Below are 20,064 nucleotides of genomic sequence, written 5' to 3'. Positions count from 1 at the left end.
CCTTATGCTAGGAAAGGATTTCTCGTTCTTTCAAATATTATTGTAGATTTTGGTCCATGACCTGGATAAACTTCTACATTATTTTCAAGAATAAGAAGCTTTTCATTTATACTTTTTATTATTTCGTCAAAATCTCCACCTATAAAATCTGTTCTTCCAATAGAACCTTGGAATAAAGTATCACCTGTAAAGACTTTGTCTTCTATTAAGAAGCACATCCCACCTTTAGTGTGACCTGGAGTATGGATACACTTAATATCCAGGTCTCCAACCTTTAATATATCTCCATCTTCTATAAAATCATATATTTTAGGTAATTTGCCATATACAGAACTATCTAAATCCATATATTTTTCTTCTTCTCTATTCATATAAACTGGCACATTATATTTATTTTTAACATCAACAACGCCATCATCATGATCTGCATGAGCATGAGTTAATAAAATAGCTGAAACTTTACAATTAAGAGACTCTATTTCTCTAATTATCAAATCTGGATCTTGACCTGGATCTAAAACTATAGCTTCTTTTACTTTTTCATCCATTACTATATAACAATTAGTCTGTAGTGGGCCTGCTGGTATTACCTTTATAATCATAATATCCTCCTAAAATTAAAAGTCTTCTTACTTTCAATATCTAATTGTTCATTCTATAAACATCTATGACACCATTTAATCTTCTTATTTTTTTAATAATTTCTTTAAGTTGCTCTACAGTATTTATTTTAATCTTTATATTTACAACTGCAATATTTCCCTTTGATGATTTTGCATTTAAAGCATTTAAATGTAGCTTTGTCTCTGTTATTATCATCATAATATCAGATAATATTCCCATTCTATCTTCTGCTTCAACTTGTATTTCAGCTACATACCCTGCGCCTTGTTGTGTTCCCCAAGATACATCTACAACTTTTTCCTTATCATATTCAATTAAGGCTTTAAGGTTACTACAATCTTTTCTATGAACAGATATTCCTCGACCTTTTGTAATATAACCTTCTATATTATCACCTGGTACTGGATTGCAACACCTTGCAAATCTAACCATAAGGTTATTTAGTCCTTTAACTGTAATACCATAATTGTTAGTTTTAGTATCTTTTTCATTTTTTGATATATGTTCATCAATAGTTTTAATTACTTCTTCTTGCGTTGGCTTTTCTTTTTCAACTATATTATCTTCTTTCAATTTTGAAATATAAGTTGATGCAGATAATAATCCAACTCCTATTGTTGAATATAAATCATCCATACTATGAATGTTATTTCTTTTTATTATTCTCTCATAAACTTCGCCTTTTGAAATTTCCGAATAAATTACACCTTGCTTTTTAAGCTCTTTTTCAAAAATTTCTTTACCCTTGCAAAGATTTTCTTCCTTTTTAAGCTTTTTAAACCATTGTCTAATTTTACTTTTAGCTTGATTACTCTTCGCAATATTTAACCAATCCATATTAGGACCTTTTGCTGTTTTCGCTGTTAAAATTTCAACTATTTCACCAGTTTTAAGTTTATAGTCTAAGGGAACTATTTTCCCATTAACCTTTGCTCCAACACATCTATTTCCTACATCAGTATGTATTATATATGCAAAGTCAATTGGAGTTCCTCCATTTGGCAGATTTAAGACAACCCCTTTAGGAGTAAATAAGAAAATCTCATCTGTGAATAAATCTATTTTAAATCCTTCTATAAACTCCTCTGCATCTGAGGTTTCTTTTTGCCATTCAAGCATATCTCTAAGCCAAACGAGTTTATTTCCAAAGCCCTTATCTTTATCTTTATCCTCATGAGTATCACCTTCTTTATACTTCCAATGGGCTGCAATACCATACTCAGCTGTTTTATGCATTTCAAAGGTTCTTATTTGTATTTCAAAAGTTTTTCCTTGTGGCCCTATAACAGTAGTGTGCAATGATTGGTACATATTTTGTTTTGGCATAGCAATATAATCTTTAAATCGTCCAGGAATAGGTTTGTAAATTGTATGTACAATACCTAACACACCATAACAATCCTTTACTGAATTAACTAAAATTCTTATTGCAGTTAAATCAAATATTTGTTCTATGCTCTTATTTTTACTAACCATCTTTTTGTAAATACTATAAAAATGCTTTGGTCTTCCTTCTATGTCCGAATCTACTCCTGAATCTTCTAATCTATTGTATAAATCTTTTGTAATATCTTCTATGTAACTTTCTCTTTCTACTCTTTTTTCTGCTATTTGTTTTACTAAATCATAATATTCTTCTTCATGTAAATATCTAAAAGAAAGATCTTCAAGTTCCCATTTAATTCTAGACATCCCAAGTCTATGTGCCAGCGGCGCATAAATATCTAATGTTTCCTTCGCCTTTTGCTTTTGCTTTTCTTCGGTCATAAATTTAAGTGTTCTCATATTATGTAATCTATCTGCTAGCTTAATAATAATAACTCTTATATCTTTAGCCATAGCAAGAAGCATTTTCCTCACATTATCCGCTTGTTGTTCTTCTTTTGTCTTATATTCTATCTCTCCAAGCTTTGTAACACCTTGAACTAGATTAGCTACTTCTTCATTAAACATTTCACTTATGTCTTCATAAGTATAGTGAGTGTCCTCAATAACATCATGTAGTAACCCTGCTACTATCGTACTAGTATCCATACCCATTTCTGCGAGTATGGTGGCAACATCTATTGGATGTATAACATAAGGTTCTCCTGATTCACGCCTTTGCTCATTATGAGCTTCCGTTGCCAGGTCACAGGCACTCTTAACAACACTAATATCAACATTGTTACAATTTTCTTTTATTTTTTCAAGCAGGTTCTCTATCATTATGGACTACTCTCCTTTGGATACATTAAAATTCTAAAATCAAAGGCTGGTTAAAAAACCAGCCATTTTCCTTAATTATATCCTATTTAGTTAGTATTTTCAATAAGTCATCCTTAAAAAATAACAACTGAAAGATTCTTAGGATTTTTTATTAAAAAATGTCTAATATTAGATATCATATTGTACTAATGACATTATTTCATAACTTCCAAGCTTTCCTCTTCCATTTAACTCTGTTAATTCTATTGCGAAATCTAATGTAACAACTTCTCCTCCAACCATTTCAACAAGTCTCGCCACAGCTTCTATTGTTCCACCAGTTGCTAACAAATCATCTACAATAGCAACTCTTTGACCTTTTTTAATTGCATCTTTGTGTATTTGTAATTCATCGCTGCCGTACTCAAGTTCATATTTTACTGAAACTGTTTCACCTGGTAACTTACCTGGCTTTCTTACTGGAACAAATCCAATTCCCATTGCATAAGCAACTGGCACTCCATAAATAAACCCTCTCGCTTCTGGTCCAACTATTAAATCAATTTTTTTGTCCTGTAAGTGTTTAACTATTTCATCTATAGAATATCTTAAAGCCTCTCCATCAGCAATTACAGTACTAATATCTTTAAAGCTTATTCCTGGTTTTGGAAACCCATCAATTATTCTTATCTTATCTTTTAAATCCATATTAATTCCTCCATCTATTAGAAATTAGAAACTATATAATTAAATTATATAGTTATCTTTGATTGGTTTAAATATTTCGTTATTTGCTCTGCTCTTTCTTTTTTATCAGTAGTTAATAATTCAATAATAATACGAGCATTATCCATCATTCTGACTGCATTAATTATAGGTGTAATAACCTCAATTATCTTTAATATACATTCATTATCCATTTCTATTATAGAGTAATATTCCATTATTGCTCTTAAACCATAATTATTTGTATTTATTAAAAACTTTCTGCCTTCTTTTAATATAACTCCATTTTCACCTTTTAAAGGAACCTCTGCCCACTGTGCTCCTATTAATATTAAATCCAAGTATTTGTTAATACTTTTAATATTATAGTATATTGCAATTGCTTGCATTAGTTTAAAAGTTAAACCACTTACTGATAAATTTTTATATCTGTATTGGCAACCCTTTTGATTTGGATTTATATATATGTAATTATGATTTTCTTTAATATTTTTATTATCCAAAACCATTAATTCTATACCAAGTTCGTTGCAAAGAGACTCCTCTTCTATGGAACTAAGGCCTATTCCTAGGGTAATTAAAAGCTGGCCCCCTAAAAAATCAACATTATTAATTATATCTTTAGACGTTATTCCAGAGTTTTTTTGGCTATTATCATGAATTATGTATTCTATATCTGCATTTAAATACCTTAAAACTAAAATTAATGACGATATTGCACATATTCCATCTACGTCAGGCACACCATAAATAACTATTTTTTCTCTGTTATTTATTGCTTTTACCATACGTTCAATTGCTTTGTTCATCCCCTTAAGTATAAAGGGATTATATCCGGTTATATAATTTGGACTATAAATACTCTCCCAAAACTTGCGCATGATAAACTCCTCCATAAAATAAGAAAACAGGTATATTATAATGTATAAAGTTACATCTTTCAAATGTTTTCTTTAGAAAAATAGTAAACCTCCAAATTATTATGGAGGTTTAACATTATAGCGAGCTTCCAAGCTTAAAATATCTTCTTTTAATTAGGGGAACTTCACAACTTTTAGCTCCCTTATCTACATTAAGCTGTTTCAACCACATTTTTCTTTTTTACTTTTTTCTTTAAAATAACCCATACTGGTGATGCAATAAATATTGAAGAATATGCTCCAAAGGCAATACCTATAACTAATGGGAATGAGAATTCTCTTACTGTAGGCACAAATATATTAACAGCTACTATAGAAAATAATGTTGTTAATGTAGTATTAATTGATCGGCCCATTGTTTGAGTTAAACTTACGTTAGCAATTACTTCTGGCGTAGATCTTCTCATATTTTTAGAATTTTCTCTCATTCTATCAAAAATAACTATAGTATCGTTTATTGAATAACCAATTATAGTTAATATAGCTGCTATAAATGGTGTATTAACTGGAATATAAAATATGGCAAATACGCTTAATGTAATTAACACATCATGTACTAATGCTACAAGTGCAGCAATACCATAATTCATTTCAAATCTAATTTGAATATATATTAGCATAGCTATACATGCTATTCCTAGTGCAACTAATGAATTTCTAGTTAATTCCTTACCAACTGATGCACCAATTGAACCTTCTGAAAGTGGTGTAGTTCCTTCTAAATTATAAGTCTTTTTTAATTCTGAAAATAATTCTGAAACCTTTTCTGTTGGTAAATCTTTAGATTTTATTTCATATTGAGTTTTTTCTATTTTATTAGTTGATGCATCTTCTGCATATTTTTTAACTATTACATCAGCTTCTTCTTTATCAAAGTCTTTTTCCATTTCCACTACAACTTGTGTACCGCCCTTAAAGTCTATTCCAAAGTTAAGACCTCTAGTAAAAATAAATCCTAGTCCTATTACTATAATTATAAGGGAGAATGCAAACCATATTTTAGTCTTTTCTATTATTCTAAGCATCTTTAGATCCCCCTTTAACTCTAAATTGAGAAATATTTTTTAAGAATCCCATTTCAACTGATAAGTTAATTAGTTTTTTTGTAATTACTAACGCTGTAAACATACTTACAAATACACCTATCATTAAAGTTGCTGCGAAACCTTTAACTGCTCCTGTTCCTACAAAATATAAAACAAGTGCTGCTATTATTGTAGTTACATTTGAATCTATAATTGATGATGCTGCATTTTCAAAACCTTTTTTAATTGCACTTTTTATTGATATACCTTTAGATAATTCTTCTTTGGTTCTTTCAAATATTAATACATTCGCATCTACTGCCATACCAATGGTTAACAAGAACCCTGCAATACCTGGTAATGTTAGTGTTGCCCCTACTTCTACAAATATTAATAATACTAAAGTAACATATGCTACTAATGCAATACTTGCTATTAATCCTGGTACTCTGTAATACGCTATCATAAACATGAAGATTAGTGCTATACCTACAGCACCTGCTTTCAATGCATTTGGTAATGCTTCTGCACCAAGCTGAGCTCCTACATTTTTAACTGATACAGATTCTAGGGCAACTGGAAGTGCTCCTGAATTAATAAGGCTTGCTGTATTTTGAGCCTCTTTAAGATTTTCACTTCCTGATATAATCGCTTTTCCATCTGCAATTTTTGATTCAACTACTGGACTTGATATTTCGTCTTCATCCATAAATATTGTAATTTTCTTTCCTATATTATTTCCTGTTGCTTCTGCAAACTTTCCTTTTCCGTCATCATTTAATTCTAAAGATATAACAGGTTTATTTGTTTGATTATCTAATATAGCTGTTGCTTTTGATACATCTTTACCTTCTAAAACAACACTACCTTCTGAATCTTTAAATTCTAATTTTCCGGATTTAGTTAAATTCTTAACTATATCACTTGAATCGAAAGCTCCTGGAATATCTACTCTTATTCTTTTTTGACCTTCTGTTGTAACAGTTGTTTCTGATACTCCAAGCTTGTTAACTCTAAGCGCTAACAATTGTCTTGTCTTTTCTAAATCTTCTTTTTTCACATCTTCATCTTTAATTTCCATAAGTACAGAAACTCCACCTTGAAGATCCAAGCCCTTTGTTATTACCTTATCAAATGATTTGAACTCATATCCTGCTATTTTAAACCCCTTGAAGCCTATAAATGCTAATGAAAATATAGCAACGACACATAGTATAAATATTATTGCGCTTTTACGTTTATGTTTATGTTTGCTTTGTGCTTTCATTGTCTTCCCCCTCTGTTACGTTTTCACTATAAATTATATTACTTATGTTAACTAATTTCAATACTCATTGTAAAAATTAAAAATTTTATTGTAGTATTATCGCAACCTATACACATATTTCTAAAAAAAGGCCTAAAAAATAAGAAGTTAAGAACTTAATTTTCAAGTTCTTAACTTCTTATTTTTTTAAGATGTCTAAATTATAAATTAATACCAAGCATACCAGCTAAAGTTCCAACCCCTATAGACATTAGAAATCTATAGAATTCATACATACCAAGATGAGCCTCCCCACCAAAAAGAATATATATTAGGTATAAAGCTATGTAATAAATAGTTCCAACTGTGAGCCCAATCATCCACCCTTTACTACCTTGAGATTTTGCTGCAACAATTGCTCCGATAACTAAAGCTACACATGATATTACAACGTAAATTACATTTAATACAGTTTCACTAAAATCAACTTTAGTCATAACAATAGAAAATATTAAATTAAATACAATTGATATAACAAGTGCATATAGCACTCCTTTAATAATATTTTTTGAAAAATCTTTTATTTCCATAAAAAAACACCCCCGACACTTCATTTTATGAGGTATCTAGAGGTATTATTCTTATTCTACATCTTTATTTATTTTACTTGCTATTCCATTCTTTGAAATCTTTAATTTTGTTCTTGCTGTACTTGTTTCTATAACAAAATAAGTCTCTTCACAAGTTACTATTCTACCCATTATTCCGCCTCTTGTTAAAACTTCATCATTAACTTTTAATGATGACATCATTTCATTATATTTTTTTGTTCTCTTTTTTTCAGGTAGTATAAGTAATAAATACATAAGCCCGAACATTAATACAATTGGTACAAAGGTTGTTATTAACTTTAAATCCATATATGAACCCTTCCCTTCCTTGTTTAGTCCAAAGATCATTAAGAATCTTTGACTAGTTTTTTCAAATTCCTTATTTTACAATGCTTAATTAATGTTATATTACTTACATAGTATTGTCAATTATTTTAAACAATAGAACTTACTTTCAAATTCCTTAAGCTCTGCCATCCCATTCTTTTAATTTTTGCGCCTTAAATTGCTTAAAGCAACCATTATCTAAAGCCGCTCTTATATCTTCCATTAATTTGTTATAGAAATATAAGTTATGCAGAACACATAGTCTCATTGCAAGCATTTCTTTTGCTACAAACATATGTCTTATGTAAGCTCTTGTATAGTGCTTACATGCAGGGCATTCACAACCTTCATCTATAGGAGTTGCATCTAATTGAAATTTAGCGTTCCTTAAGTTTATTTTTCCATTCTTAGTGAATACCTGCCCATGCCTTCCGTTTCTTGCAGGTAATACACAGTCAAAGAAATCTACACCTCTTTCAACAGCTTCTAAAATATTACTTGGAAGACCAACACCCATTAAATATATTGGTTTATCTTCTGGAAGATGCGGTACAACAGCATCAATTACTTTGTACATTTCTTCGTGTGTTTCACCAACTGCAAGGCCTCCAATTGCATACCCATCTAAATCCATTTTAGTAATAGTTTTAGCATGTTCTATCCTTATATCATCATAACATCCACCTTGGTTGATCCCAAATAGCATTTGTTCTTTATTTATAGTTTGTGGAAGTTCGTTTAATCTATCTATTTCCACTTTACATCTTTCAAGCCATCTTGTAGTTCTTTCTACTGATTTTTCTACATAATCTCTAGTTGATGGATTTGGAATACACTCATCAAAAGCCATAGCTATACTTGATGCTAAATTACTTTGTATTTGCATACTTTCTTCTGGTCCCATAAATATTTTCCTACCATCTATATGAGATGAGAAATAAACACCTTCTTCTTTTATCTTTCTCATTCCTGCAAGTGAGAAAACTTGGAATCCACCTGAATCTGTTAATATTGGTCTATCCCAATTCATAAATTTATGTAATCCACCTAGCTTATAAACAACTTCATCTGATGGTCTTAAATGAAGATGATAAGTATTTGAAAGTTCAACTTGGCATCCTATTTCCTTTAAATCCATTGATGATACCGCACCTTTTATAACTGCCAGTGTACCAACATTCATAAATACTGGTGTTTCTATAGTTCCATGAGGTGTTTCAAATCTACCTCTTCTTGCTTTTCCTTCTTTTTTTAATAATGTATATCTCTTTTTACTCAAAAACTTCACTTCCTTTTGTATTTTAGCACTTGAAAAAATAATAGACTAGAAAATTGGTCTATTATTTTTTCAGATGATTAACTATTGTATAAACATTGAATCTCCAAAAGAGAAGAATCTATATTTTTCCTTTACTGCTTCATTATATGCATTCATAACATTTTCCTTAGTTGACAATGCAGAAACTAACATTATTAATGTTGATTCTGGCAAATGGAAATTTGTAATTAGTGCATCTATTACTTTAAATTTATAACCTGGATATATAAATATATTAGTCCATCCACTATCTTCTTTTACAAATCCATTTTCGTCACCAATAGTTTCTAATGTTCTTGTAGAAGTTGTCCCAACAGAAATAACTCTATTTCCTTTTCTTTTTGTATCATTAATTAAATCAGCATCTTCTTTTGTTAAGGAATAAAATTCTGAATGCATTACATGATCATCTGTACTTTCAACCTTTACTGGTCTAAAAGTTCCAAGACCTACATGCAGTGTTAAATAAGCTATATTAACACCTTTAGCTTTAATTTCTTTTAATAGTTCCTGGGTAAAGTGTAACCCAGCTGTTGGCGCAGCCGCTGATCCCTCTTCTTTAGAATAAACAGTTTGATATCTTTCTCTATCCTCTAGCCTCTCTGTTATATATGGAGGAAGTGGCATTTCCCCAAGTTCATCTAAAACTTGTTCAAATATACCCTCATAAGAAAATTCTATTATTCTATTTCCTTCTTCAACTATATCTACAACCACGCATTTAAGCTTGCCATCTCCAAATATGAACCTTTGCCCTATTTTAGCTCTCTTACCTGGCTTTGCAAGACATTCCCATTTATCTCCTTCTATTCTTTTCAGAAGAAGAAATTCTATTTTGGAACCTGTTTCTTCCTTTTCGCCTATTAATCTTGCCGGCATTACTCTAGTATTATTTAATACTAGAGTATCTCCACAACCTAAATATTCTAAAATATCATGGAAACTTTTATGATTTAACTCTCCAGTCTTTTTATCTAAAACCATTAATCTTGAAGAATCTCTTTTTTCTAATGGATGTTGAGCTATTAATTCTTGAGGTAGCTCAAAATCAAAATCGCTTACTTTCATATTTACTCTCTCCTAACTTTCAAAAAAGTTTTCTTGTGTTTCTATCTTTTTACTTTTTATTTTTCCTAAATGCTCATAAGCCTTATCTGTTGCCACTCTCCCTCTTGATGTTCTTATTATAAAACCTTTTTGAAGAAGATACGGCTCATAAACATCCTCTAGAGTTCCCAGTTCCTCGCCTATAAAATAAGATAATGTTTCTATCCCAACAGGACCTCCATTGAAATTATCTATAATAGATTCTAAAATTTTATTATCAACTCTATCAAATCCCTCTGCATCAACTTCTAGCATTTCTAAAGCTGCTTTTGCTTCTTTAAAGCTAATTAATGACTCTGAATAAACTTGAGCATAATCCCTCACTCTTTTTAGAAGTCTATTTGCAATTCTTGGAGTTCCTCTTGATCTTCTTGCTATTTCAATAGCACCCTCTTCTGTAATATCACATCCTAGAACAAATGAAGATCTAATAATTATTTCTTTTAATTGATCATCTGTATAGTATTGCATATCACATAAAACGCCAAATCTATCTCTTAAAGGGGCTGTTAACATTCCAATTCTAGTAGTTGCCCCTATTAAAGTAAACTTTGATAGGTCTAATCTAATAGATTTAGCTGCTGCACCTTTACCAATAACTATATCTAGCACATAATCTTCCATTGCAGGATATAGTATTTCTTCAATACTTCTGTTTAACCTATGAATTTCATCTATAAATAAAACATCATTATCTTTTAACGTTGTAAGTATAGCTGCTAAATCTCCTGCTCTTTCGATTGCAGGCCCTGAGGTTATTTTAAGTTCTCCACCCATTTCTTTTGCGATAATATTTGCAAGAGTTGTTTTCCCAAGGCCTGGTGGTCCATATAAAAGGGCATGATCTAAAGCTTCTCCCCTTGTTTTTGCAGCTTGTATAAATATATTCAATCTTTCTTTAACTTTATCTTGTCCTATATATTCACTTAATCTCTGAGGTCTTAAACTTAATTCATTATTTACATCATCTAGTATTTCTGATTGGGTTATAATTCGTTCCATAACTCACCCCTATCCCATTAAAACTTTAAGACAACTTTTAATCATACTCTCCAATGTTTCAGTCTTATCAACCTTCTTTAAAGCATTTTCTGCTTCTTTTTCTGAATATCCAAGTGCAAGTAATGCTCCTAAAACTTCGCTTATAACGCTTGCATAACTTGCATCTATATTCTCAAAGCCTTCCACGCCTTCAACTAATTCATCTGGTTTTAATTTATCTTTAAGCTCTAAAATAATTCTACCAGCTGTTTTCTTTCCTATTCCTGGAGCTCTGCAAAGATGTTTTTCATCACCCATCAGTATTGAATATTTTAAATTATTTATTCTACTTATTGATAATAATGATAAAGTTGCTTTAGCTCCAACCCCATTAATCCCTATAAGCATTTTAAACATCTGAAGTTCCTCTTTTGAATCAAACCCATAAAGACCTATAAAATCTTCTCTTACTATTTGTTCAAGATATAATAAAACATCTTCTCCAATTTTAGGCATGGAGGACATTGTTGCTCCTGAAGTAAAAATTTTATATCCAAATCTATTATTTTCAACAATTACATAATCTTTATTTATACCTATATACTTTCCTTTTATATATTCATACATACTATTTTTCCTCCACTGTTCAAAGTAAATCTACACTATATTTTATCATTATACCCCAAATAATTCAACCATTACAAAATTAGTGATTTAAAGAAAAAGAAAAAAATAACAAGTCAAGCTGTCTTGTTATTTTCTTTCAAATCCATTAATCATAATTTCACTTTTACATTTCTCCAAAAGGTTCTATCATATCAACAGTTTTCACATCATGTAAAATTACATCTAATCCTAAATTATATATATTAAAATCTATTTTTTCTTTTAATAGTTTAGATATAACTTCTTCTTTTTCTTCATCAAAAACCAATTCTTCTCTTAGCTTCTCTAAAAAATCTTCTAAATAATAAACTATACATTCGCCTTCCTCCACTCCTAAGTGTTGACAAATGTTTAACCTAGTTTCACCAACCATTTCTTGTGAATCATTATATTCTTCTTCCTTAGAATACTCTTTAATTTTATTTTCATAATATAGATTTATACATGCTTTCGCTAAATCTAAATCATTAAACCCTTTTGCGGCTCCACTTGGCATAACTAAAATAAATTCATTATATGGACTTAGGCTCATAATAATTCCTCCTCAATAAATGAAATCTTTTTACATTTTATTTATTCCCTTTTTTCTTTTAGTTTACTCCAAATGTAACTTGGTAAAAATTAATATTACTAACTTAAAATATTTATACCTTAAATATGACAAAAACAGAGAATTCTACTTTTAACATTAGATTCCTCTGTTTCTTTATTATATTGAATTTGTACATCTTCATTTATACTGAATTCAAACCTTTTTCTATGATGTATATGCGGTTAACCTCATATGTGCTTCTTCTTCAGTATCATAATATTTTTCAAAATTTCTTAATGATTGCTGATTTACTTCTGGAAGAATATTTATAGGAGCTTCACCCACATAAATATCATTTGGCTTACCATTCTCATCTGTTTTAAATATAGCTAGCATCCCATCCTTTTCACCTAAATAAAATTTATTTGGAATTAAAACATGTTCACTTTGTCTATTAAAAACTAGTTTATCTTCGTTTATTTCACCACCGCTATATCCTTTAGTTTTTAAAGCTTTCGCTAAAGATTCCTTTGTAACTTCACCAGTTAATCCTAATTCAGCTTTTAATTCAGATATTTTTTTTTCACTATCAATATTATCTTTAGTTTTTAATATAACTATTGTATCGTCTTTTAAAGCTTGAGGTGTTTGATTAAGAACAACCTTTCCACTTTCATCATCTTCAGCACTTGTTTTACTTGGACTATTAAAATAATCAGTGATAAAATAAGTTCCACAAAAAAGTATTGCTAAAAAAGCTATAGCTGATAACACTTTTGCCATTCTATTTTTATCTACTGGTTTTTTTTCATTATTATTGTTGTTATTATTTTCTATACTATTCATTTCCATCACTCCTTATCCATATTCTTCCCTTTCATAGTCTTTTTAATCAGTATAAATAAAAAAAGTTATTATAAGATTTCTCTTATAATAACTTTTTTATCTCTCAAGGCATCTTCAAAAAAATAACTATCTTTCTTCTCCAATAAAGAACACAGCTAAAGTTCCAGGTCCTGAATGTGAACCTATAACAGGTCCTACAGGATTAATAATAATATCTTTAACTTTATTTTCTTCTAATAATAAGTTCTTTAAATGTTCAGCCTCTTCAATACAATCTCCATGACTTATAAATATTACTTGCTTTTCTGACTCTATAATTCTTTCTTTAACTATCTCAGCTAAAGTTCTAATCGATTTTTTTCGCCCTTTAACTTTTGAAATAGGAATAAGCTTTCCATCATTATTTACATTCATTATAGGCTTTATGTGCAAAACAGTTCCAACTGTTGCTGCTGTTTGAGAAACTCTTCCACCCCTCTTTAAATGATTTAAATCATCAACTGTAAACCAATGATTAACTTTAAGTTTATTTTCTTCAATCCATTCTACTATTTTTTCTTTTGTATATCCTCTATTTAATAAATTGCATCCATAATGTACAATTAATCCAAGACCTAATGATGCGCTTTTGGAATCTATTACGGTAATATCCGCATCTTTATATTCTTCTAGAACTGTCTCTCTTGCAACACTAGCGCTATTTATACATCCACTTAATCTAGATGAAAAACCTATATAAATAACTGCGTCACCTTTTTCTACATGTTTTTTAAAACTTTTAATATATTCAAAAGTATTTGCGCAAGCTGTAGATGTTAGTTCTCCCCCCCTTAGTGCATTATAGAACTCCTTATTCTCTAATGTTTCGCCTAAATCATCAGGAATATCTTCTCCTTTTATGTTAACTATTAAAGGCATTACCTCAATCTTATTTTCTCTTACAAAACTTATTGGTAAATCACAACAAGAATCCGTCATAATTACTACTTTCATATTATTTTCTCCCCCATAACACATTTAGCTCTCACAGTAACTCTTTAAAGCTTGTGATTACTCAATTTTATTGATTTTAATCTTATTGACTTCTTCAGCTCATAATCCATTTTCTCTACAATACCTTGAAAGTTCTATATTTAGTATAGCACTTTTAGAAAATAATAACTTCTTACACTATTATTATTTCAATTTTCTAAAAAAAAGAACATAAAAAAACTCATAGACTAAACACTTTTTTCATATGTTCAGTCTACAAGTATTACTTTGATAATGGACTATGATTTTTAAAAATTCCTTTAAAATTAAATCTGCCCTATTGATTTGATTTCTATTTGCATATCATTTATTCTAATATTTATATCATCATAATCTAATCCTTCAAATATTTTAACATGTTTATTCGTTATTCCCAAATACCAATTTTCTATATCATCATTCGTATAGTTTTGAGTTTCAACAGGAATCCACCCTTGCTCCTCAATAAATACTTCTGCCCATGAATGATAGTTTTCCGCTGATATTTTACCTAGAATAAACTTGCACGGAATACCAATATTTCTCATTATAGCAATAAAAACATTTGTACATTCAAAGCAGGTTCCCGTTCCCTTTCTTATTGTTTCTGTTACACTTTCTCCAAAAGTTTCCCCATTATGGATTCTTTTAAGCAAGTCTTCATTATTTTTTATATTTCTTGTAAAATTCAATGCTTTCTTAACAATGATATTTTCCTGCTTTTCATCTTTTATTATTTTTTTTATTAATTTATTAACTTCAACGTGATCACTTTGTATATATTTTGTATATTGTAAATATTTATTTAAATCTCCTATATCTAATTGTTGTTGAATAATTAAAGGATTAATTTTTATTATGACTTCACAACAAGGTTTTTTCCTCACTATATTCTTTATTCTTTGATGAGCTGAATTTAGTGCTGTTAAATCTAAATTATCAGCTTTTATTGTATAAGTTCTTTCTCCTAAAAACTCATCTAAAAAATATTTATCTGTAAACTGTGATGTTTTCTGTAATATTATTTCTACTACTTCATCAATGCTCTTATTTTCTGTATTAATATGATGTTTGAAAAAACTTTCTTTAAATAATTCAACACAACTTTCACCTTGTTTATATGGCCATGAGCCTATATTATCTCCTCGATTTAAAAGTCTTTTATACACTTCATCTAACGATGCTGTTAAGCAATAATGGTACACTTGACCATCTAAGGCTTTAAATCCATTATATATATAATTTAAATATTCTTTTTTCCTTATTGTCATTGGAACTATTAAGTTCTTCTTATATTTAAGTATTAATTCTCCACCTATCTCAACAACTAATTTCCTCCATATTTCTAAATCTTGAAAGTCATCAGTTAATTCTTTGTCTTTTTTTACATTATCTATAATAATATTTTTCAGCATAAAACCAACTTCTTCAGGATCATAAATCATACTATTTGGTATTTTATCAATTAACTTTTTGCCAACAGAGGTTTTGCCTACTCCAAAAGCTCCATTTATCATAATTATCAATATTTACCTGTCATTATATTAACCACTTTCCTCACTCCCTAACCTTAAGACATTTTTAAAAATATATATCTAAACCTGATTTCTTATTTTTTAAAATGACTAAATTATATTAATATTATTTTACACCACTTAAAAGGATTAAACTATATTAAATTTTGTTCTTTGTTTTTTTTTGGGATATTTTTTATCAAGTAGATTAAACATTTTTAATTTAAGAATATTTCCATTCTATATTATTTCAAATTTAGGGTTTTTTATCTATTTATTGACATTCGGTTGTTTAAATTATATCATATCTATATACTATTTCATTCGGAGGAATTATGATTAATATAAAGAAGCTTTTACTAATATTTTGTTTATCAATTTTAATTACTTTTTCATTTAATATATCATCATTTGCTAATACTAATTTATATAATAATAAATATGTATCTGATGCAATTCCATCCAATAATATTCTTGTTATGAATTCATGTAATAAGACTGATTTTCATAGTTCTTTATTTGAAGGTCTTAGTTTATCTATTGAAGATAATTTACCTAACTATAAAATTTTCGAAAATAGTACAATAGGTTTATCTGATGATGAAATCATAGCAAATATTAAAGCTTTAATTAGAGATAGTAAAAACAATATAAAATTAGTCGTTTGCCTAGATGCTAACTCCGCTTCTTTCTTTGAAAAATATGGTGTTGAGCTCTTTGGCTCTACCCCAATTTTATTTGGATATGAAGGAGATAATCCTATTCCTATAGGCCCTAATATGGGCGGTATTTTTGCGCCTTATAACTTAGAAGAATTTTTAGATACTATACTTATTCAACATAAGGATACTACTCAAATAAATTTTTTAATAAGTAAAGCTATAAGAGATACTTATTTTTTTGATAAAATAGAAGAATATATAAACAAAAAATTATCTGATCCAAATAACACTTTATATTATAATGTTGTAGATGCAGGTCAATCTTATGATTCAATTCCACCTTTAACAAAGGAACACTCTCTTAACATAGTTTATTCGCCTATAAGGTTAAAGTATTCAGAAAACGATTTAGGTAGATATAGTACACCTTATGGTTCACTTGAAAAAATTTTTTCTAAAACATCTAATCCAACTTATGGAGGCTTTAAAACCTTTGGCACTAGATTTAATATTGGAGCTTATATGTATGATGGTTTTTCTATTGGCACTAAACTTGGAGATTATGCATCTAGCATATTAAAGGGTACTCTATCAATAAGTACTTTAGGCATTAATCCAGTTAATAAAGGGCCTATACTCTTTATCAACGAAGAACTCCAATCTTTATATAAGTTCCCTAACAAATTTTATAAAACAGTTTACTATAATACAGGTAATACCGAGTCTAACTATAGCAAAAGAAAAATTCGAATTTTATCTTTTGTAGCTATTATTACATTCTTTCTATTAATTATTTGTATAGTTATAAATTGTTTTAAAAGAAAAGCTCTTAAAGAACGACAAAAACTAGATTTTATTAAAACTAATTTTATTGCAAATGTATCTCACGAACTAAGAACTCCCCTTAATATAATAATAAGTACTATACAATTATTTGATGTTTATTCTGAGAATGGAGAAATAATATACAACAGCGATAGAGCAAAAGAAAAAACTAAATATTTAAAAGGTAATAGTTTTAGACTTCTGCGACTTGTTAATAATATAATTGATATCACAAAAATAGATTCTGGCTATTTTACAATAAATAAAACTTCAATTAATATTGTTGAGGTTATTGAAGAAGTAACATTAAGTTCAGTTGCCTATGCTGAAAAAAAAGAAATAAATTTAATTTTTGATACAAATGTGGAAGAAATAATTTTACCTGTTGATAGCGATAAAATAGAACGTATAATTCTTAACCTATTATCTAATGCTTTAAAATTTACACCTCCAAGTGGAACAATTACAGTTACTGTTTTAGATAATATAACTTGTGTTACTGTTATTATTACTGATACAGGTATTGGAATTGCAGAAGATCAATTTGATATTATTTTCAAGAGATTTAGACAAGTAGATGGCCCTACCTATAACAAAAGCGAAGGTAGTGGTATAGGGCTCGCTCTTTGTAAATCTATGATTGAAATGCATAATGGTACAATTAAAGTAGAAAGCAAAATAAATGAAGGAACATCATTTATTTTAACTATTCCTATAGAAAAATCAGAAAATCCTGATCATGTTCCTAATGTACAAAATACAAATAAACATGATATTATTCAAGTTGAATATTCAGATTTTCTAAATTATATGTAAGTGGTCTTTAAAAATATAGATTTCACCTTGATTTGTTATTTTTTCAAACACATAAATAAAGAGGTTATGCTACAAGCATAACCTCTTCTTCAAACGTCCAAAACCCCAAATAATTCTAAGTATTTTTCATATCCTTCTTCTTCTAAATTTTCAAAATGTATAAATCTTAATGCTGCAGAATTTATACAATATCTTAAACCTCCCAATTCTTCTGGTCCATCACAAAACACATGTCCTAAATGACTTTCAGAGTTTCTACCTCTTACCTCTGTTCTATGGATTCCAAAGCTTGTATCTCTCTTTTCTTTAACTGCTGTTTTTTCAATTGGTTTTGAAAATGAAGGCCATCCACAACCAGATTCGAATTTATCAGTGGAGATAAATAAAGGTTCACCTGTAGTGATATCTACATATAATCCTTCTTCGAAAGAATTCCAATATTTATTATCAAAAGGTGGTTCTGTAAAACTTTCTTGTGTTACCTTATATTCAATTTTTAAAAGTTCTTCTTTTAATTTTTCTTTACTTTTCTTTACATATTTTTTCTCCATTAATCTTCACCTACTTTTCATATTGTTTTTTGATGTTCCTTTATAACCTTATTATTCTCTACTTTATCCACCTTAATCCGTAGTACATTTACACATATCCATTATAAACTTACACTGTATCCTATTACTACCTATTGTAGTGTAAATAGTCACTTCAAAAAAAATTTCAAAGTCTACATCATGTTAATTCTATAACTAATATCTTCATTTCATCTTGAATCAATGAAACTTTGTAGCCTTCTAATATTAACCAATTTATTAATTCTTTCTCTAAAGCTTCTTTATCTTCATCTTCTATAGCAAAAATTGCTGATATTTTATTAATTCCAACACTTCTGCCGTATTCTATATTTTCCATTATTTTATTTTTATTCTCTTGAAGCTTCTCATCATAATTATTAATAATAAACCACTCCTCTTAATTATTCTCTTTATATTTTACCATTTAATAACAATAATTATAACTAAATTATATTTTATTTCACCATTATAAGAATTTCTTAATTTATTCTTAAAACTATAATATTTGAGTAGTTTAATTAATAATATTAAAGTACAATATAATTATAAGGCATCTTCAAAAAATGCCTAACTTTTAAAAGGAGAATTTTTATATGAAAAAGCGAATTATATCAACACTTACTCTTTTTATTTTTATTTTTTCTGGTTTTACCTTAAATGTACAAGCTGAAAATAAAGAAAGAGTAACTTTTGGAACTGACTTAACAGATGCTCAAGAGCAAGAAATGTTAAAGGGATTTGGTGTTTCTTCTGATAACGTAAGCATAGATAGAATAACTAACGAAGATATTATAAAACAACTTGGATTAGATCCTAATGATAAATCTAATTATCAAGGAGGTTGCTATTCTTCTTCTTATGTAAAATTGAAAAATGATAATGGAATTGTAGTTGATGCTAAAAACCTAACTGAAGTAACAGGTTTAATGCTTTCAAACGCTCTTTTGACCTCTGGTGTTACTAATGCTGAAGTTAAAGCTAGTTCTCCTTTCCCGGTAACTGGTACTTCTGCCCTATCAGGTATATTAAAAGGCTTTGAAGCTATTCAAGGAAAAGAATTATCTTTAAAAAATAAGAAAACAGCTCAAAAAGAAATTGAAACTACCTCTACTTTAGCTGATGAAATAGGTTTTGATGAAGCTGCTGCAGTAATTAACGATGTTAAAACAGCAGTAATTAAAAAGGCTCCTAAAACCGAAGAAGAAGTTTCTTCTATAGTACAGGATGTTACTAAAGATTATAAAATCCCTTTATCTGATACTCAAAAAGAGAATGTTACAAATTTAATGGTAGATATAAAAGATCTTAATATAGATTATAGTAAAGTAAAAGATACTCTTAACAATCTTACTGATCAACTATCTACTGCACTTGATAAAGCAGGTACCCAGCTATCTGACAGTGGTTTTTTTCAAAAAGCACTAGATGGTATTGGTGATTTCTTAAGTGGCATAGGTGATTGGTTTAAATCCTTAGCTTCTAAGGATTCAGCTGTTGACCCCCAAGCTAACTAAAATACACTATACTTAAATATAATAAAAAGGCTTT

Annotated in this window: 20 protein-coding genes; 2 read left to right on the top strand and 18 right to left on the bottom strand. The window is 28.9% G+C overall.

Annotation, left to right across the window (positions count from 1 at the left end; translation table 11 throughout):
• Positions 1-2: 2 nt before the first annotated feature.
• From J1C67_RS13875 to J1C67_RS13800, 16 genes are all read right to left on the bottom strand, one after another.
• Positions 3-602 (bottom strand): MBL fold metallo-hydrolase, encoded by a 600-nt coding sequence (locus J1C67_RS13875; RefSeq protein ID WP_167867300.1) that lies wholly within the window; start codon positions 600-602, stop codon positions 3-5.
• A gap of 40 nt (positions 603-642) precedes the next feature.
• A complete protein-coding gene (locus J1C67_RS13870) occupies positions 643-2,832 on the bottom strand; it encodes a RelA/SpoT family protein (RefSeq protein ID WP_089971306.1) in 2,190 nt (729 codons plus the stop codon).
• 168 nt (positions 2,833-3,000) lie between these two features.
• Positions 3,001-3,519: an adenine phosphoribosyltransferase gene (locus J1C67_RS13865; protein ID WP_089971303.1), complete on the bottom strand. Its 519-nt coding sequence runs from the start codon at positions 3,517-3,519 to the stop codon at positions 3,001-3,003.
• Positions 3,520-3,563: 44 nt separating this feature from the next.
• Positions 3,564-4,418, bottom strand: coding sequence for a DHH family phosphoesterase (locus J1C67_RS13860; protein ID WP_089971290.1), 855 nt, complete (start codon positions 4,416-4,418; stop codon positions 3,564-3,566).
• Positions 4,419-4,609: 191 nt separating this feature from the next.
• The gene (gene secF, locus J1C67_RS13855) at positions 4,610-5,482 is read right to left on the bottom strand and encodes a protein translocase subunit SecF (protein ID WP_167867301.1); all 873 of its coding nucleotides are present in this window, start codon (positions 5,480-5,482) and stop codon (positions 4,610-4,612) included.
• Positions 5,475-6,749, bottom strand: coding sequence for a protein translocase subunit SecD (secD, locus tag J1C67_RS13850; protein WP_167867302.1), 1,275 nt, complete (start codon positions 6,747-6,749; stop codon positions 5,475-5,477). Before secD ends, secF begins: the two co-directional genes overlap by 8 nt.
• 200 nt (positions 6,750-6,949) lie before the next feature.
• On the bottom strand, positions 6,950-7,318 hold the full coding sequence (locus J1C67_RS13845; RefSeq protein WP_089971281.1) for a TIGR04086 family membrane protein: 369 nt from the start codon (positions 7,316-7,318) through the stop codon (positions 6,950-6,952).
• A 51-nt stretch (positions 7,319-7,369) separates the two neighbouring features.
• The gene (yajC, locus tag J1C67_RS13840; RefSeq protein ID WP_089971277.1) at positions 7,370-7,648 is read right to left on the bottom strand and encodes a preprotein translocase subunit YajC; all 279 of its coding nucleotides are present in this window, start codon (positions 7,646-7,648) and stop codon (positions 7,370-7,372) included.
• 154 nt (positions 7,649-7,802) lie between these two features.
• Positions 7,803-8,945, bottom strand: coding sequence for a tRNA guanosine(34) transglycosylase Tgt (gene tgt, locus J1C67_RS13835; protein WP_167867303.1), 1,143 nt, complete (start codon positions 8,943-8,945; stop codon positions 7,803-7,805).
• A gap of 81 nt (positions 8,946-9,026) precedes the next feature.
• Positions 9,027-10,052 (bottom strand): tRNA preQ1(34) S-adenosylmethionine ribosyltransferase-isomerase QueA, encoded by a 1,026-nt coding sequence (queA, locus tag J1C67_RS13830; protein ID WP_167867304.1) that lies wholly within the window; start codon positions 10,050-10,052, stop codon positions 9,027-9,029.
• A 12-nt stretch (positions 10,053-10,064) separates the two neighbouring features.
• Positions 10,065-11,093 carry a Holliday junction branch migration DNA helicase RuvB gene (gene ruvB / locus J1C67_RS13825; RefSeq protein ID WP_089971269.1) on the bottom strand — a complete coding sequence of 343 codons (1,029 nt, stop codon included), beginning with the start codon at positions 11,091-11,093 and terminating at the stop codon, positions 10,065-10,067.
• A 9-nt stretch (positions 11,094-11,102) separates the two neighbouring features.
• On the bottom strand, positions 11,103-11,699 hold the full coding sequence (gene ruvA / locus J1C67_RS13820; protein WP_167867305.1) for a Holliday junction branch migration protein RuvA: 597 nt from the start codon (positions 11,697-11,699) through the stop codon (positions 11,103-11,105).
• A 163-nt stretch (positions 11,700-11,862) separates the two neighbouring features.
• Positions 11,863-12,270, bottom strand: a complete 408-nt coding sequence (locus J1C67_RS13815; protein ID WP_089971261.1) for a hypothetical protein — start codon at positions 12,268-12,270, stop codon at positions 11,863-11,865.
• A gap of 225 nt (positions 12,271-12,495) precedes the next feature.
• Positions 12,496-13,116, bottom strand: coding sequence for a hypothetical protein (locus tag J1C67_RS13810; RefSeq protein WP_167867306.1), 621 nt, complete (start codon positions 13,114-13,116; stop codon positions 12,496-12,498).
• A 126-nt stretch (positions 13,117-13,242) separates the two neighbouring features.
• Positions 13,243-14,109 carry a DegV family protein gene (locus tag J1C67_RS13805; protein WP_167867307.1) on the bottom strand — a complete coding sequence of 289 codons (867 nt, stop codon included), beginning with the start codon at positions 14,107-14,109 and terminating at the stop codon, positions 13,243-13,245.
• Between the two features lie 305 nt (positions 14,110-14,414).
• Positions 14,415-15,644, bottom strand: a complete 1,230-nt coding sequence (locus tag J1C67_RS13800) for a transglutaminase domain-containing protein (RefSeq protein ID WP_243176842.1) — start codon at positions 15,642-15,644, stop codon at positions 14,415-14,417.
• Positions 15,645-15,976: 332 nt separating this feature from the next.
• Here J1C67_RS13800 and J1C67_RS13795 point away from each other — a divergent pair, with 332 nt between their 5' ends.
• Complete coding sequence (locus J1C67_RS13795) at positions 15,977-17,944, top strand: sensor histidine kinase (RefSeq protein ID WP_167867309.1); 1,968 nt, start codon at positions 15,977-15,979, stop codon at positions 17,942-17,944.
• Positions 17,945-18,033: 89 nt separating this feature from the next.
• On the opposite strand, the gene msrB is transcribed toward J1C67_RS13795, so the two are convergent.
• Both msrB and J1C67_RS13785 read right to left on the bottom strand, forming a co-directional pair.
• Positions 18,034-18,495 carry a peptide-methionine (R)-S-oxide reductase MsrB gene (gene msrB, locus J1C67_RS13790; protein ID WP_089971249.1) on the bottom strand — a complete coding sequence of 154 codons (462 nt, stop codon included), beginning with the start codon at positions 18,493-18,495 and terminating at the stop codon, positions 18,034-18,036.
• Positions 18,496-18,673: 178 nt separating this feature from the next.
• Positions 18,674-18,853 (bottom strand): hypothetical protein, encoded by a 180-nt coding sequence (locus J1C67_RS13785; protein ID WP_207713944.1) that lies wholly within the window; start codon positions 18,851-18,853, stop codon positions 18,674-18,676.
• A 256-nt stretch (positions 18,854-19,109) separates the two neighbouring features.
• Here J1C67_RS13785 and J1C67_RS13780 point away from each other — a divergent pair, with 256 nt between their 5' ends.
• Positions 19,110-20,030 (top strand): DUF1002 domain-containing protein, encoded by a 921-nt coding sequence (locus tag J1C67_RS13780; protein WP_167867310.1) that lies wholly within the window; start codon positions 19,110-19,112, stop codon positions 20,028-20,030.
• The last annotated feature ends 34 nt before the right edge of the window (positions 20,031-20,064 follow it).

This window comes from Clostridium gasigenes (assembly GCF_017348895.1).
Taxonomy (GTDB): domain Bacteria; phylum Bacillota; class Clostridia; order Clostridiales; family Clostridiaceae; genus Clostridium; species Clostridium gasigenes.
This window is presented reverse-complemented; position numbering and strand designations above follow the sequence as displayed.